Genomic DNA, 14384 nt, shown 5'->3' with positions numbered 1-14384 from the left:
CCTCACGCCACCGGATCGGCATTGAATCAGCGCAACGTCGCAGGCCGCACGACCATGACGGATGCCGCGCGCTTGCCCTTCTCCTGGACCAGTGCGATGGCCCGACCCTCGGAGTCGACGGTCGCATAGACACCGGCAAGTCCGATCGGCTCCAACCATCTGCCCTGACTGAGTGATTCGGCCTCGTCGGCGTCGATCGTCCTGTGCGGGAACGCCGTCAGTGCCGCCGTGTCGATATCCAGGCTCACTGCAGGTTCGTCGGCCAACTCCTCGAGCGTTCGCGCATGCTCGAGCGTGAATGGTCCAACCACTGTTCGCCGCAACGCCGTCAGATGACCACCGACGCCGAGCGCAGCGCCGAGGTCCCGCGCCAATGCGCGGATGTAGGTGCCTGAGGAACAGTCGACCTCCACGTCCAGATCGACGAATCCATCGGCCTCATCGCGCCGAGCGAGCACGTGGAACTTCGACACGACGACCTGGCGGGGCGGAATTACCACCTCTTCGCCTGCGCGGATCAACGCATGCGCGCGGCGGCCATCGATCTTGATCGCACTGACACTGGACGGCACCTGAGAAATGTCCCCCGTCAGCGCAGCAACATGTTCAGCGATATCTTCATCGGTGATGTGCAACGCCGAAACAGTCGACACGACCTCACCTTCGGCATCGTCGGTTGTCGTCGCCGCGCCGAGTCGAATCGTCGCGCTGTAGGACTTGGTTGTCAGCGCGAGGAGACCGAGCATCTTCGTTGCCCGGTCGACGCCGAGCACGAGGACACCGGTTGCCATCGGGTCGAGCGTGCCGGCATGTCCGATCTTCTTCGTATGCAACAGCTTTCGGCACCGCGCAACCACATCGTGGCTCGTCATACCCGCGGCCTTGTCGACGATCAACAGACCAGCACCTTCGAGAGTGCTCATCTAGTGCGTCACGATCGCAGTCACGACGAGCCCGTCGGCGATCAGCCAGCGACCGTCGAACGAGGCCAAAGGCGCGCCACCGTCGGTCGTCTTGCCGTCGATCAGCAGATCGCTGTGGAACGTCCCGCCCGAACCGTCGACGGTGAAGGTGATGTGCGCGTCCTCGAAGCCGAGCCACCGCCCGGTCAGCGGCTCCCACGCCTTGTACGTAGCTTCCTTCGCGCAGAAGAGCAGACGGTCAAGGTGCAGATCGCCCGACGTGCTTGCAAGCCAGTCGCGTTCGGCGGGCAAACTCACCGCGTCGAGCACACCGTCCGGCAGCGGTCCGTGCGGTTCGGCATCGATGCCGATCGAGCGAAACGCCATCGCGTGTGCAAGGACAGCACCCCGGTACCCGTCGCAGTGGGTCAGGCTGCCGACGATGCCTTTCGGCCAGATCGGTGCGCCCGACTCGCCTTTGAGGATCGCAACCTCCGGTTCACCGAGCTGTACCAGCGCCTGCCGCGCGCAGTGCCGGGCGCCGATGAAATCGCGCCGACGCTTTTCGACCGCGCGCGAGATCAGCGACTCCTCGCGCGGATGCGGCGTCAGTCCGGGCGGATCGGCGAACAATTCGGCGGCCGCCACGCCTGCAGGCAGTATCGCCTCGATCACGTACGGTCCCCCTGCGCCTTGGCTTTCATCTTCGCGGCCTCGGCCTCCATCTCCGGCGTCAGCTCGAAATGCCCACCGAACCTGTTCAGCGAGCCCGGCGGATACTCGGGCACCGGAAGAATCTGCCGAAGAATCTTCTTGGGCAACCCGCGTCGCTGCCACTCCCTCGGGTAGCCGACGGAGACCTCTTCGAATCGAACGTCGTCGTAGTACGTCGTCCGCGGAATATGCAGATGTCCGTAGACCGAGCACAGCACGTTGTAGCGCTTGTGCCAGTCGGACGTGCGCTCGGTGCCGCACCACAGCGCGAACTCTGGATAGAACAGCACCTCGGTCGGCTGACGCACGAGCGGAAAGTGATTGATCATCACCAGCGGCATGTCTGGGTGCAGTTCGTCGAGCCGCTTCTGGGTGGCGGCGACGCGGTCGTGACACCACGCGTCACGCGTCGCATACGGCTCCGACGACAGCAGAAATTCGTCCGTCGCCACCACATTGCGCTCACGCGCGATCGCCAGACCTTCGGCCTTCGTTTTCGCACCCTTGGGCAGGAACGAGTAGTCGTAGAGCAGAAACATCGGCACGAGCGTGACCGGTCCGTCGATTCCGTCCCACACGGGATACGGATCCTCGGGGGTAACGACGTCGATATCGCGGCACATGTTCACCAGGTAGTCGTAGCGCGCTGCGCCGTGTATCTGCACGGGATCCTTTGCAGTGGTCCACAATTCGTGGTTTCCGGGGACCCAGATCACCTTCGCGAATCGACTGCGGAGCAGAGTTAGCGCCCACCGAATGTCGTCGGTCTTCTCCGATACGTCACCAGCGACAATCAGCCAGTCCTGCGGCGAATCAGCCTCGATCGATTCGGTGACCGGGCGATTTCCACGGTGCCCGACATGGATATCGCTCACGGCCATCAGCTTGGGACTCACTCGTCCTACCTTTCCCTACTTCGTCTCAGGCGTGTCGCCCACCCCGGCCGTAGCTCGGGTCTGGATGTCGGATCCCGGGATCGCCCATTTACCTGAAACGGTCCGGAGCACGACCGCAGTCATCCGCAGCAACATAAACGCCGTCAGCCCTGCCCAGATTCCCACCAGCCCCCAATCGAACGCGAGAGACAGCCAGATCACAGGCAGGAAGCCGAGTACCGCACTGCCGAGCGTCGCCGTGCGCAGGAAGGGTGCGTCGCCCGCGCCGAGCAGTACTCCGTCGAGAGCGAAGACGACACCACCGATCGGAACGATCGCGACGAAGAACCACCCCGCAAGCTGGGTCTGCGCGATCACCTCGTCGTCGGTGGTGAATACACCGGGCAGAACCGAGTTGGTAAGCGCGAAACCGGCAGCCAACACCACGGCGAACACACTCGACCAGCGGGTGATCCGCCACGCCAGCGTTCGCGCCGCGTCCGCGTGGCGAGCGCCCAGAGCCGCGCCGATCAGTGACTGAGCGGCGATGGCAAGCGAATCCAAGGCGAGTGCAACGAAATTCCACAACTGCAGTACCAGCTGATGCGCGGCGACAGATGCGGCACCGAATCGGGCCGCAACAGCCGCGGCCGACAGGAAGCAGGCCTGGAACGCGAGACTTCGTGCGATCAGATCCCGGCCGAGTACAAGTTGGGCACGCATGACGGCCGGGTGTGGACGCAGATCCGAGCCATCACGGATCAGCGCGTAGACGAAGAACACGGCCGCAATGCCCTGCCCGATCACATTCGCCACCGCAGACCCCGGCAGACCCATGTGCGGTGCGATCCACAGGCCGTGCACGAGGAACGGACACAACAACGCAGACACTGCCAACCCGACGACCACATAGCGGAAGGGCCGCATCGTGTCCTGCACACCACGCATCCAGCCGTTGCCCGCCATACTGATCAGAATCAGCGGCGCACCGAACAATGCGATGCGCAACCATGCCTCTGCTTCGCCCGCGATATCGGAACCACCGGCGATCAGTTCGGTCACCGGCCGCGCGAGCACTTGCATGACGACGACGATCGTGACGCCGATTCCGATTGCCAACCAGGTTGCCGAGACGCCTTCGCTCACCGCCGACTTTCGATCGCCTGCGCCGTGAAATCGCGCGGACCGTGCGGTCGTGCCGTAGGAGAGAAACGTCAATTGGGTGCTGACCTGCGTGAGGATCAGCCCGCCGACAGCGAGGCCGGCGAGCGCAAGTGCTCCGAGTCTGCCGACAACGGCGAGATCGAACAAAAGGTATACGGGTTCGGCAACGAGGACACCGAACGCGGGCAAAGCCAACTCGGCGATCCGGCGTGGTTTTACCGCACCGGTTGCGATGGCCTCGGAATGCTCATTCGAGGGCATCGGTCAGTGCCGACACCAGCTCGGCGATCGGTCCTCGGGTCGTATAGCCGGCGGCGAACCGATGCCCGCCGCCACCGAGCTGTGCAGCGACAGCGGATACGTCGACAGAGTCCTTGGATCGCAACGACACCGACCACAGCGGACCGTCGGTGGCGTCGCCGTCGGGCATCTCTTTGAACACCGCGGCGACCTCGGCATCGGAGGTAGTACGGACGATGTCGATGACACTTTCGACTTCTTCGGAGCGGAGGTCACCGACGTCGGATCGCTCGACCACGGCGTACACGAGGCCGCGACCCTGCGCGCATTCCTGCACGAGTTCGGCAGATCCGAGTACACGGGACAACATCGGCAGCCAGCCGAACGGGTGCGTGTCGAGCAATGCGCGCGCGATTCGGCCGCCGTCGATCCCTGTCTCCAGGAGCCGTTCGGCAAGAGCGTGAGTCCCTGGCCTGACCCATCGAAACGAGCCGGTGTCGGTGACGAGTCCGGCATACAGACAGTGGGCGACATCCTTGTCGATCTCGGCGCCCATCAGATCCAGCAGCCGCGCAATGACACTCGCCGTCGACTCCGCTGCCGCGTCGACGACGTTGATCTCGCCGAAGCAGGTATTCGAACGATGGTGATCCACGACCACTGTGCGACGCGCGCCGTCGAGCCGGTCACGCAGGCGACCGAGCCGCCCGACGCTGCCGCAGTCGACCGTGACGAGCAGATCGACCTCGTCGGCAACCTCGTCCGGTGCGACGAGAAAATCGCCACCTGGCAACGTCTGCAGCGAGTCCGGCAATATCGCGGGCTCGGCAAACGACACCTGAACCGGCACATTGCGCCGATCGAGGGCGATGGCCAGCGCCAAACCACTACCGATGGTGTCCGCGTCCGGTTGCAGGTGACACAGCACCGTCACCGACGACGCCGAGGTGAGGGCATCGATGGCGGGGGCCAGATCGGCGTCCGACAGTTCGGACACCTCCTGGCCGGATTCAGTCGGCATCTGCAGCGTTTTCGGACGCGGCGTCCAGCTTGTCCGCATCGGTCTTGTACGGGTCGGCGTCGCCTGCGTGCTTCGCACCTGCTCGTGCCCGAGCGACCTCGTCGTCGGCAGCACGTGCTCTGGCGAGCAGTTCTTCCATCTGCCGAGCCGTATCGGGCACCTTGTCCTCGACGAACGCCAGCGTCGGCGTGAACTTCACGCCGGTACCTGCGCCGACTTTCGAGCGCAGCACGCCCTTGGCCTTTTCGAGACCGATGGCCGCTGCTTCGACGTCGGGCGGCGTATTGAGGTCCTCGCCCATCACCGTGTAGTAGACCGTCGCGTCACGCAGATCACCGGTCACTTTGGCATCGGTGATAGTGATGAAACGCAATCGCGGATCCTTGATCTCGTACTCGATTGCCGTTGCGACGATAGCTGCGATTCGTTTGGCGAGTCGCCGTGCTCTGGCCTGATCGACCATCGCAATCACCCCCTCTCGAACCACCATGTGATGCGGTGTCCGAAGTTGTGGAACACCTGCCGATGGGCAGGCGTTCGAGTCTAGAAGATTCTGCCGGTGGGCAGAAGGTCGGACCGTTTCGAGTCCGACTTGTCCGAAATCAATCCTCTGGTCCGAAAATGCGTCGACGCACCGCGAGCAGCTGAATCTCGGGTCGCCGTGCGACGAGTCTCTCGCAGTTGTCGAGCACTTCGTGCACGTGCGTTGCTCCCGAGCTGGCGATCGCGACGCCGACCATGGTCCGTCGATATCGGTCCTGCTCGCCGGTTTCGGCAGCCGATACACCGAAGCGTTTCAGCTCGGCGACGATGGGCTTGATCACCGACCGTTTTTCCTTGAGCGAGCGGACATCCCCGAGCAGGATGTCGAGTTCCAGTGCACCCAAATACATGTGCGGTGGGGCCCTCCTCCGGTCGAGCCGTGCACGGTCGGCGAGGTCCGAAGACCCCACCGACCGGGCAGAAACTAGTCCCTCGGCTTTTCGCGCAGCTCGTAGGCCTCGATGATGTCGCCTTCCTTGATATCGGAATACGTCAACGTCAGACCACATTCGAAGCCTTCGCGCACCTCGGTTGCGTCGTCCTTCTCGCGCTTGAGCGAGGAGATCGTGACGGTCTCGGCGACAACGACGTTGTCACGCAGCAAGCGCGCCTTGGCGTTGCGGCGGATCGAGCCCGACGTGACCATGCAACCTGCGATCGTGCCGACCTTCGACGACCGGAACAGAGCGCGGATCTCGGCGCGGCCGAGTTCCACCTCTTCGTACACCGGCTTGAGCATGCCCTTGAGGGCCTTCTCGATCTCGTCGATGGCCTGGTAGATCACTGAGTAGTACCGGATGTCGACACCCTCGCGGTTCGCCAGCTCGGTCGCCTTGCCTTCGGCACGGACGTTGAAGCCGATGATGATCGCGTTGGACGCCGACGCCAGGTTGACGTTGGTCTCGGTGACGCCACCGACGCCGCGGTCGATGACGCGCAACTGCACCTCGTCGTCGATCTGGATACCGAGCAGCGCCTCTTCCAAGGCCTCAACTGTTCCGGAGTTGTCGCCCTTGAGGATGAGGTTGAGCTCGCTCGTCTCCTTGAGCGCGGCATCCAGATCTTCCAGGCTGATGCGCTTGCGGCTGCGGGCCTGCATCGCGTTGCGCTTACGTGCGTTACGACGGTCCGCGATCTGGCGGGCGATACGGTCCTCGTCGACGACGAGGAGGTTGTCGCCTGCGCCTGGCACCGAGGTGAAACCGATGACCTGGACCGGACGTGAAGGCAGCGCCTCCGCGACGTCCTCGCCGTGCTCGTCGACCATTCGACGAACGCGTCCGTAGGCGTCACCTGCGACGATCGAGTCACCGACACGCAGGGTTCCGCGTGCGATGAGGACGGTCGCGACAGGTCCGCGGCCACGGTCGAGGTGTGCCTCGATGGCAACACCCTGTGCATCCATGTCCGGGTTGGCGCGCAGATCGAGCGCGGCATCCGCGGTCAGGAGGACAGCCTCGAGCAGTGCATCGATGTTGGTGCCGTGCTTCGCCGAGATGTCGACGAACATCGTGTCGCCGCCGTACTCCTCTGCGACCAGACCGTATTCGGTCAGCTGCTGCCGGATCTTGTCCGGGTTCGCGCCTTCCTTGTCGATCTTGTTGACCGCGACCACGATCGGCACGTCGGCCGCCTGGGCGTGGTTGATCGCTTCCACCGTCTGCGGCATGACGCCGTCGTCGGCGGCAACGACCAGGATCGCGAGGTCGGTGGCCTTGGCACCACGGGCACGCATGGCCGTGAAGGCCTCGTGACCGGGGGTGTCGATGAACGTCACGAGACGTTCGTTGCCCTCTAGCTCGGTCAGCACCTGGTAGGCGCCGATGTGCTGCGTGATGCCGCCGGCCTCGCCCTCACGGACGTTGGCCTTACGGATCGAGTCGAGCAGTCGCGTCTTACCGTGGTCGACGTGACCCATGACGGTCACGACAGGCGGACGCTGTTCGAGATCGTCCTCGTCACCTGCGTCTTCGCCGTAGGTGAGGTCGAAGCTGTCGAGCAGCTCGCGATCCTCGTCCTCGGGGCTGACGACCTGGACGACGTAGTTCATCTCGCCGCCGAGCAGCTCCAGCGTCTCGTCGCCGACCGACTGTGTCGCGGTGACCATTTCGCCGAGGTTGAACAGGGCTTGGACCAATGCAGCGGGGTTCGCGTCGATCTTCTCTGCGAAGTCGACGAGCGATGCGCCGCGAGCGAGACGGATGGTCTCGCCGTTGCCGCGTGGCAGCCGAACGCCACCGACTGCCGGCGCCTGCATGTTCTCGTACTCGGCGCGTTTCGCCCGCTTCGACTTGCGTCCACGACGGACTGCGCCGCCCGGACGACCGAAGGCACCTGCGGCACCGCCGCCACGGCGCTGACCGCCACCGCCGCCGCCACCTGGACGACCACGGAAGCCACCTGCTGCGGGTGCGCCTGCACCGGGAGCACCCGGAGCGCCGCCGCCGCCACCTGCGCCGCCGCCGCGGTAACCGCCGCCACGGCGACCGCCGCCGTCGGGACCACCCGGACGACCGCCGGGAGCGCCGCCTGGACGACCGCCGCCGGGCCTACCTGCGCCTGGTGCGGGACGAGCCGAACGGGTCGGCATTGCGCCTGGGTTCGGCCGAGGAGGCATCGAACCCGGGCTCGGACGCGGACCGCCCTGACCGGGAGCCGGACGTGGACCGCCCTGACCTGCGGGGGGACGTGAGCCGGGAGCCGGACGCGGACCGCCCTGACCGGGAGCCGGACGAGCGCCGCCCTGGCCGGGAGCCGGACGGGTGCCACCGGGTGCCGGACGACCTGCCGCCGGACGCGGTGCGCCGGGAGCCGGACGAGGAGCCGGACGCTCGGTGGGTGCCGAGGAGTACGGGTTGTTGCCGACGCGAGGAGCCTTGGGACCCGGCTTCGGTCCGCCCGGAGTAGCTGGTGCGGCCGGGGCGGCCGGTGCTGCTGCCGCCGGGGCGGGAGCTGCACTTGCTTCGGGAGCCTCGGCAACAGGAGCTGCGGTTCGCGGAGCGGGACGCGGTGCACTAGGAGCGGGACGACTTGCAGCCGGAGCCTCGGTTGCCGCTGCGGGGGTTGCTACCGGGGCCTCGACCGGGGCCTGTGGGGCCTCCGCGGCCGGAGCCTTCGGTGCAGCCGGTGCAGGCTTCGGGCCCGGGCGGGGTCCGCCCGGCTTGGCCGAGGTCGTCGATGCTGCCGACGTGGACGGTGCCGATGCGGTTGCACTCGGCTTGGTTGCGCTGCCGTTGGCTGGTGCCTTCGGTGCGGCGAAAGATTCACGCACACGACGTGCGACTGGCGCCTCTACTGTCGAGGACGCCGATTTTACGAACTCGCCTTGCTCTTTGAGCTTTGCGAGTAGTTCCTTACTTGTGACACCGAGTTCTTTTGCCAACTCGTGCACGCGGGCCTTGCCTGCCACTGCTCTCCTCACTGAGAGGTCGAGCGTGGCGTCCCCACTGATGGGGGCCCGCACGACCTCGGGTTATCTCCGACGGACGTTCATCGCTGGTGCTTCACGGTGTGCTCATGAGTGCTCGTGCCTGTTCTTCTCGAGATCTGTTACTCGGGCCTACTACTGCGCCTGGCCTCCGGCCGGTACGGCATCGATCACCCGAACCAGTGCGGAGTTATCCAGAATTCCGGACACTCTCAATGCTCTGCCGAATGCTCGGCGCCGCTCTGCAAGTGCCAGACAGCTCGAATCGGGGTGCAACCAAGCACCCCGTCCGGGAAGTCTGCGCTTAGGATCTGGCACCAATTCGAAGCTTGCGGCCTGTGTACTGCCGTCGGTTTCGAACTTGCGCGCTACGACCCTGAGCAGGTCGACAGCTTGCACGCGCTCTCGGCATCCAATACACGTCCGAACCGGGGACCGGGACGGCTGTGACACAGAAACCTCAGGCTCGTGCTGAGCCATCGTCCACTCTACCGCTGATCGCCGGAGAATCCCGCATCCCTCCCTGGACCCGATTTCCTTCGGGCCCCGCGGGACTGTCCGCAGTGGGCGCTGCATCGCTGCGGATGTCGATCCGCCACCCGGTAAGCCGTGCTGCGAGACGCGCGTTCTGGCCTTCTTTGCCGATGGCGAGCGAGAGTTGGAAGTCGGGTACGACAACGCGGGCAGCGCGGGCATCTGCGTCGACGACGGTCACCGAGACAACCTTCGACGGCGACAGCGCATTCCCTACGAATCGCGCAGGATCGGCATCGAAGTCGATGATGTCGATCTTCTCTCCAGCCAGTTCGCTCATGACGTTGCGGACCCGCTGTCCCATCGGTCCGATGCACGCACCTTTGGCGTTCAGTCCGTTGATGTTGGATTTCACTGCGATCTTCGAACGGTGGCCCGACTCGCGAGCGACTGCAACGATCTCGACCGAGCCGTCTGCAATCTCGGGAACTTCGAGCGCGAACAGCTTGCGAACCAGATTCGGGTGTGTCCGCGACAGGGTGATCTGCGGTCCACGCTGACCGCGAGTGACACCGACGACGTAGCACTTGAGCCGCTCGCCGTGCACGTAGCTCTCCCCCGGCACCTGCTCGGCCGCAGGAATGAGACCGTCGGCGCCGTTGGCATCGCTGCCGATTCGGACAACGACGGTGCCACGCGCATTCGCTCGGGTGTCGCGCTGGATGACGCCGCCGACGATCTCGCCCTCGTGGGTCGAGTACTCGCCGAACGAGCGCTCGTGCTCGGCATCACGCAAGCGCTGCAGGATTACCTGGCGCGCGGTCGTCGCCGCGATCCTGCCGAAGCCTTCAGGCGTGTCGTCCCATTCGGAGATCAGGTTGCCGTCCTGATCGGTCTCGATCGCCATGACGCGGACGACGCCGGACTTGCGGTTGACGTCGATGCGGGCGTTCGACTGGTGTCCCTCGGTGTGGCGGTACGCAGTGAGCAGTGCCGATTGGATCGTCGAGATGACGGTCTCGATCGAGATGCCTTTTTCGGCTTCGATGGCACGCAATGCGGCGATGTCTATATTCATTTGTCGGCTTCCTCTACTTCGATCGAATCGTCTTCTGTGCCGGGTGTCGGCCGCCCGGGTGTGACGCCACCCGCCAACTCGAGCTCCCGCGGATTGGGCGGCGAGAACTCGACCTTCACAACCGCCTCGGTGACTTCGGAGAGCAACACCGTACGCAGGACCGGACCGACCTTCGGGTCGGCGACGACGACGAGCGCAACGTGCGGCCCTTCACCCTCCGAGCCCTCGGGGCCTTCAGCACCCTCCGAACCCTCCGACACCTCACCGACACGGGCGTCGAACTTCTCCGTTGGTGTCCTGACCCGCACCTTCCGGCCACGGGCGCGACGCCAGTGCCGCGGCTGGGTGAGGGGACGATTGATGCCGGGCGTGGTCACTTCGAGGGTGTAGGCGTCGTCGTCCGATTCGTCCGCGGCATCGAGAGCAGCGGATATGTCACGACTGACGTCTGCGATGGCATCGAGACTGACGCCACCTTCGCGGTCGACGATCACACGAACTGTGGATTGCGTGCCTGCTGCTATCAGCGACACATCCTCGAGATCCAATCCGTGCGCTGCGACGGGATCTGCGACGAGTTGGCTCACCCTCTCGATCGACGGAATCGGCATCTGAAAAGGCTCCTAGGTTCAGTTGTGTGCGGTGCTCACGAGCGTTGGTCGGACGTCTAGCCTAACGCTGATTTCGGGGTGTGGTGTCCAGCCGCGCTACGTCGACGCCGGCGTTCCTGGCACGATGTAACCGTGCTCACCTCGTTCACCACTGGATCGGTATCGCGACGGTCCGCCCTGCGGCTCGCGGGTTTCGGCGCGCTGGGGACTGTCGGCGTCGCGTCGTTGCCGGCCTGCGGAGCCGGTGCCGACGACAGTGCCCCGGCGCCTGTCGATGTGCTTATCGCACAGCGCGATCGAGCAGACAGAGACTCGAACCTCGCAACCGCGGCGGTCGCGGCGATGCCCGATCGCGGGCAGGCACTCACGTCGATCGCCGCCGAACGAACAGCTCACCGCGACGCGCTCGACACCGAAATAGCAAGAGCAGCAGGGACATACGATGACGGATCGACGCCCGCAGCCAACCGCGGCTCGACCACCGGCGGCACCGCTACGCCGGTAACTCCCCCGGACCTGGACGAATTGCGTACCAGGCTCACCGAATCGGCACGCAGCGCGTCGAACCTCGCTCGAACCGAATCGGGTTATCGGGCAGGACTACTCGGCTCGATCAGCGCCTGCTGTACAACTCAGGTCGGGGTGTTGCTGCGATGACCGGAACCGAGCAGCAAGCGCTCGTCGACGCGCTGAAAGCGGAACACGCCGCCGTGTATGCCTATGGCCTCGCGGCAGCATTCTCCAATCCGGAACGCGCAGAACTGATCGCGACGAATGCCGCGGCACATCGCGCGCGGCGGGACGCGACGATCGACGCACTGACCGCCGCCAGCGTCGACGCGCCGACCGCCGAAGCGGGTTACACAGTGCCGTTCCCGGTTGTCGATCCGGTCTCCGCTGCGCGGCTCGCCGCCGAGGTCGAAGCAGAGACTGCGATCGCATGGCGCTCGGTCATCGAGCGAGCCCAGTCCGACCACACCCGCGGCACCGGTGTCGATGCGCTCACCGAAGCCGCTCTGCGACTTGCCAATTGGCAGACGATACTGGGAACGGCACCCCCGACGGTGCCGTTCCCAGGTCAGCCCTGACACGTCCCACGTCAAATGGCGAGGTTCACCGTGCAACTCGAACAGCTCGGCGGCTCGGCACGAAGAACGCGGCGACGACGGCGACCGACACCGAGGCCATTCCCACCAGGAGTGCGGGCCGGAGCGCGTCGGTGTAACCGGTCGGTGTCAACGAACCGCCCGACCCGAGAAACACCGCGGTCAGGACTGCCACACCGAGCGCGATGCCGATCTCACGAATCGTGGAGTTCGCGGAACTCGCTGTCGCGTGGTCGGCTTCGGCCATGTCGACGAGAACGGCGGTAGCGCTCGGCGCGAAAGTCAACCCCATTCCAACGCCGGCCATGATGAAGGCGGGAACGAAGTCGGAGTAGGTCGCGCCGGGCACTGTCACCGCAGCCATGTAGGCGAGCGAGATTGCTTGCAGACCGAGCCCGGTCACGAGCAGGGTCCGCAGCCCGAGACGCTCGACGAGCAGGCCTGCGATCGGCGCCACGATCATGGGAGCAGCGGTCCATGGCAGCGTGCGCACACCTGCCTCGAACGGTGTGTACCCCATGACGATCTGCAGGTACTGCGACAGCAGGAAAACCGCGCCCATCATGCCGAGCGAGAACGTCAGGCCGATGATGTTGGCCATGGAGAAGCTTCGAGATCCGAAGAGCCGCAACGGCATTACGGGAAAGCGGATCCTCGACTCCCTGACGACGAATGCGACAAGGAGCGCACCGGACGCAACGAGTGTCGTGAGCACCGACGTCGAGGTCCAGCCATCGTCGTTGCCGTGGATGATGCCCCAGACACCGGCGAAGATGCCTGCTCCGGCGAGTAGAACGCCGACGACGTCGAGCGGCACCTTGCGACCGCGGGACTCGCCGAGTGCGTACAGCGCGAGCGGAACGGCGACGACGGCGACGGGCACGTTGAGCCAGAAGATGGCCTGCCACGAGACACCGTCGACGACGGCTCCGCCGACGACCGGCCCGAGTGCAACACCCAGACCCGACACTCCGCCCCAGACGCCGATGGCAAGCGCGCGTTTGCTTGCTGGGACAGCACCGGCGAGCAGCGCGAGCGACAGCGGCATGATCGCGGCCGCTCCCATTCCCTGCACTGCTCGTGCTGCGATCAGCATTGCCGAGGTGGTCGCGAGTGCGGATGCGATGGAGGCAAGCGTGAAGACCGTGATGCCGCCGACGAACAGCTTGCGGCGGCCGAGCCTGTCACCGAGCGTCGCGGCCGCAAGCATCAACGTCGCGAAAGAGAGTGTGTAGGCGTTCACGAACCACTGCAGCTGCCCGACCGTGGCACCGAGATCGGCCTGAATGACAGGCAGTGCACTGGTCATGACGAGGTTGTCCAGCGTCGCCATGAACATCGGCAACGACGCCGCTACCAGTGCGAGCCACACTGGAATCCTTCGTCTGGACGTTTCTTTCGGGTTGTCGGGGACGTTCGCCGCCGCCCCGCGGTCCGACAGTAGATCAGGTGGATCCGAGACGATCGTCATGATCACTCCTTGTAAGCATCGAATGATAACTAGTGCTGTCGAACGTAGTAATCAACTGATAACATGTCAATATGGCAAGCGTAGAAACTTCGACAAAGCCCGCGACCAGGATGAGCGCCCCCGAGCGGCGTGAGCTTATTCTTGCGGCGGCCTCTCGGGCGTTTGCAGTCGGCGGGTATGCCGGTACCAGCACCGATGCTGTCGCACGCGAGGCCGGCGTGTCCCAGCCCTACGTAGTGCGAATGTTCGGCTCCAAGGTCGAACTCTTCCTCGAAGTCTTCCGTCGCGCAGGCGACGCGATCATGGCGGCGTTCGATGCCGAGCTCGACAAACTCGAGGCCGACCCGCATCGCGATGAAATCTGGGATGCCCTGGCTTCGGCCTACAGCGAACTCGTCACCGACCGCGACCTACTTCTGGTGATGATGCACGGCTTCACCGGTGGTGCGGTGCCCGAGATCGGTGCCCAGGCTCGCGAATGCATGTCCGCTATCTATCAGCAATTGATCCGTCGTACCGGGTGCACCCCCGAACGAGCGCGCGAATTCATCGCCCAGGGCATGCTACTGAATGTGCTGCTCGCCATGCAGGCGCCGGAGCACGCTCACCAGGATCCAGCCCTCGCCGAGCTGTCATCCTGCGCCTTCGGGGACACGTTGGGGCCTTCGGCCTCGTGAGTCCTTTCGGTGGTTGGGCCCGCCGAAAAGACTAATGGGGGTGGATCGGCGGGAACGGTTTCGTGACGGAGCTGTTTCGGG

15 protein-coding genes are annotated in these 14384 nt (G+C 64.9%); 3 read left to right on the top strand and 12 right to left on the bottom strand.

What is annotated here, in order from left to right; all coding sequences use genetic code 11:
• Positions 1–26 precede the first annotated feature (26 nt).
• The 11 genes from truB to rimP all read right to left on the bottom strand — a co-directional run bounded on the left by truB (position 27) and on the right by rimP (position 11049).
• Positions 27–923: a tRNA pseudouridine(55) synthase TruB gene (gene truB, locus ACHIRB_RS14305; RefSeq protein WP_395123757.1), complete on the bottom strand. Its 897-nt coding sequence runs from the start codon at positions 921–923 to the stop codon at positions 27–29.
• Positions 924–1577 carry a 4'-phosphopantetheinyl transferase Npt gene (gene npt, locus ACHIRB_RS14300; RefSeq protein ID WP_199706437.1) on the bottom strand — a complete coding sequence of 218 codons (654 nt, stop codon included), beginning with the start codon at positions 1575–1577 and terminating at the stop codon, positions 924–926.
• Entirely contained in the window at positions 1574–2512 is a 939-nt protein-coding gene (locus ACHIRB_RS14295) for a metallophosphoesterase family protein (protein WP_395123756.1), read from the bottom strand. Before ACHIRB_RS14295 ends, npt begins: the two co-directional genes overlap by 4 nt.
• A gap of 15 nt (positions 2513–2527) precedes the next feature.
• Positions 2528–3916 carry an MATE family efflux transporter gene (locus ACHIRB_RS14290; protein WP_395123755.1) on the bottom strand — a complete coding sequence of 463 codons (1389 nt, stop codon included), beginning with the start codon at positions 3914–3916 and terminating at the stop codon, positions 2528–2530.
• Entirely contained in the window at positions 3903–4916 is a 1014-nt protein-coding gene (locus ACHIRB_RS14285; RefSeq protein ID WP_395112211.1) for a DHH family phosphoesterase, read from the bottom strand. Before ACHIRB_RS14285 ends, ACHIRB_RS14290 begins: the two co-directional genes overlap by 14 nt.
• Positions 4906–5379: a 30S ribosome-binding factor RbfA gene (gene rbfA, locus ACHIRB_RS14280; protein WP_199706551.1), complete on the bottom strand. Its 474-nt coding sequence runs from the start codon at positions 5377–5379 to the stop codon at positions 4906–4908. Before rbfA ends, ACHIRB_RS14285 begins: the two co-directional genes overlap by 11 nt.
• Positions 5380–5518: 139 nt before the next feature.
• On the bottom strand, positions 5519–5809 hold the full coding sequence (locus tag ACHIRB_RS14275; RefSeq protein WP_199706445.1) for a DUF503 domain-containing protein: 291 nt from the start codon (positions 5807–5809) through the stop codon (positions 5519–5521).
• Between the two features lie 74 nt (positions 5810–5883).
• The gene (gene infB, locus ACHIRB_RS14270; RefSeq protein WP_395127720.1) at positions 5884–8868 is read right to left on the bottom strand and encodes a translation initiation factor IF-2; all 2985 of its coding nucleotides are present in this window, start codon (positions 8866–8868) and stop codon (positions 5884–5886) included.
• Between the two features lie 153 nt (positions 8869–9021).
• The gene (locus ACHIRB_RS14265) at positions 9022–9366 is read right to left on the bottom strand and encodes a YlxR family protein (protein ID WP_395112214.1); all 345 of its coding nucleotides are present in this window, start codon (positions 9364–9366) and stop codon (positions 9022–9024) included.
• On the bottom strand, positions 9347–10438 hold the full coding sequence (nusA, locus tag ACHIRB_RS14260; RefSeq protein WP_395123753.1) for a transcription termination factor NusA: 1092 nt from the start codon (positions 10436–10438) through the stop codon (positions 9347–9349). The genes ACHIRB_RS14265 and nusA overlap by 20 nt, the downstream gene beginning before the upstream one ends.
• Complete coding sequence (gene rimP / locus ACHIRB_RS14255) at positions 10435–11049, bottom strand: ribosome maturation factor RimP (RefSeq protein ID WP_395123752.1); 615 nt, start codon at positions 11047–11049, stop codon at positions 10435–10437. The genes nusA and rimP overlap by 4 nt, the downstream gene beginning before the upstream one ends.
• A gap of 132 nt (positions 11050–11181) precedes the next feature.
• Here rimP and ACHIRB_RS14250 point away from each other — a divergent pair, with 132 nt between their 5' ends.
• Positions 11182–11706: a hypothetical protein gene (locus ACHIRB_RS14250; protein WP_395123751.1), complete on the top strand. Its 525-nt coding sequence runs from the start codon at positions 11182–11184 to the stop codon at positions 11704–11706.
• A complete protein-coding gene (locus ACHIRB_RS14245; protein WP_395112219.1) occupies positions 11703–12137 on the top strand; it encodes a ferritin-like domain-containing protein in 435 nt (144 codons plus the stop codon). Before ACHIRB_RS14250 ends, ACHIRB_RS14245 begins: the two co-directional genes overlap by 4 nt.
• Before the next feature lie 25 nt (positions 12138–12162).
• On the opposite strand, the gene ACHIRB_RS14240 is transcribed toward ACHIRB_RS14245, so the two are convergent.
• Positions 12163–13626: a DHA2 family efflux MFS transporter permease subunit gene (locus tag ACHIRB_RS14240; RefSeq protein ID WP_395123750.1), complete on the bottom strand. Its 1464-nt coding sequence runs from the start codon at positions 13624–13626 to the stop codon at positions 12163–12165.
• Between the two features lie 71 nt (positions 13627–13697).
• On the opposite strand from ACHIRB_RS14240, the gene ACHIRB_RS14235 reads away from it, so the two are divergent.
• Positions 13698–14303 (top strand): TetR/AcrR family transcriptional regulator, encoded by a 606-nt coding sequence (locus ACHIRB_RS14235; RefSeq protein WP_395123749.1) that lies wholly within the window; start codon positions 13698–13700, stop codon positions 14301–14303.
• Positions 14304–14384: the final 81 nt, after the last annotated feature.

This window comes from Antrihabitans spumae, from assembly GCF_043944905.1.
Taxonomy (GTDB): Bacteria; Actinomycetota; Actinomycetes; order Mycobacteriales; family Mycobacteriaceae; genus Antrihabitans; species Antrihabitans spumae.
Note: the sequence above shows the minus strand (reverse complement) of the source record. Positions and strands in the feature narration are given on the sequence as shown.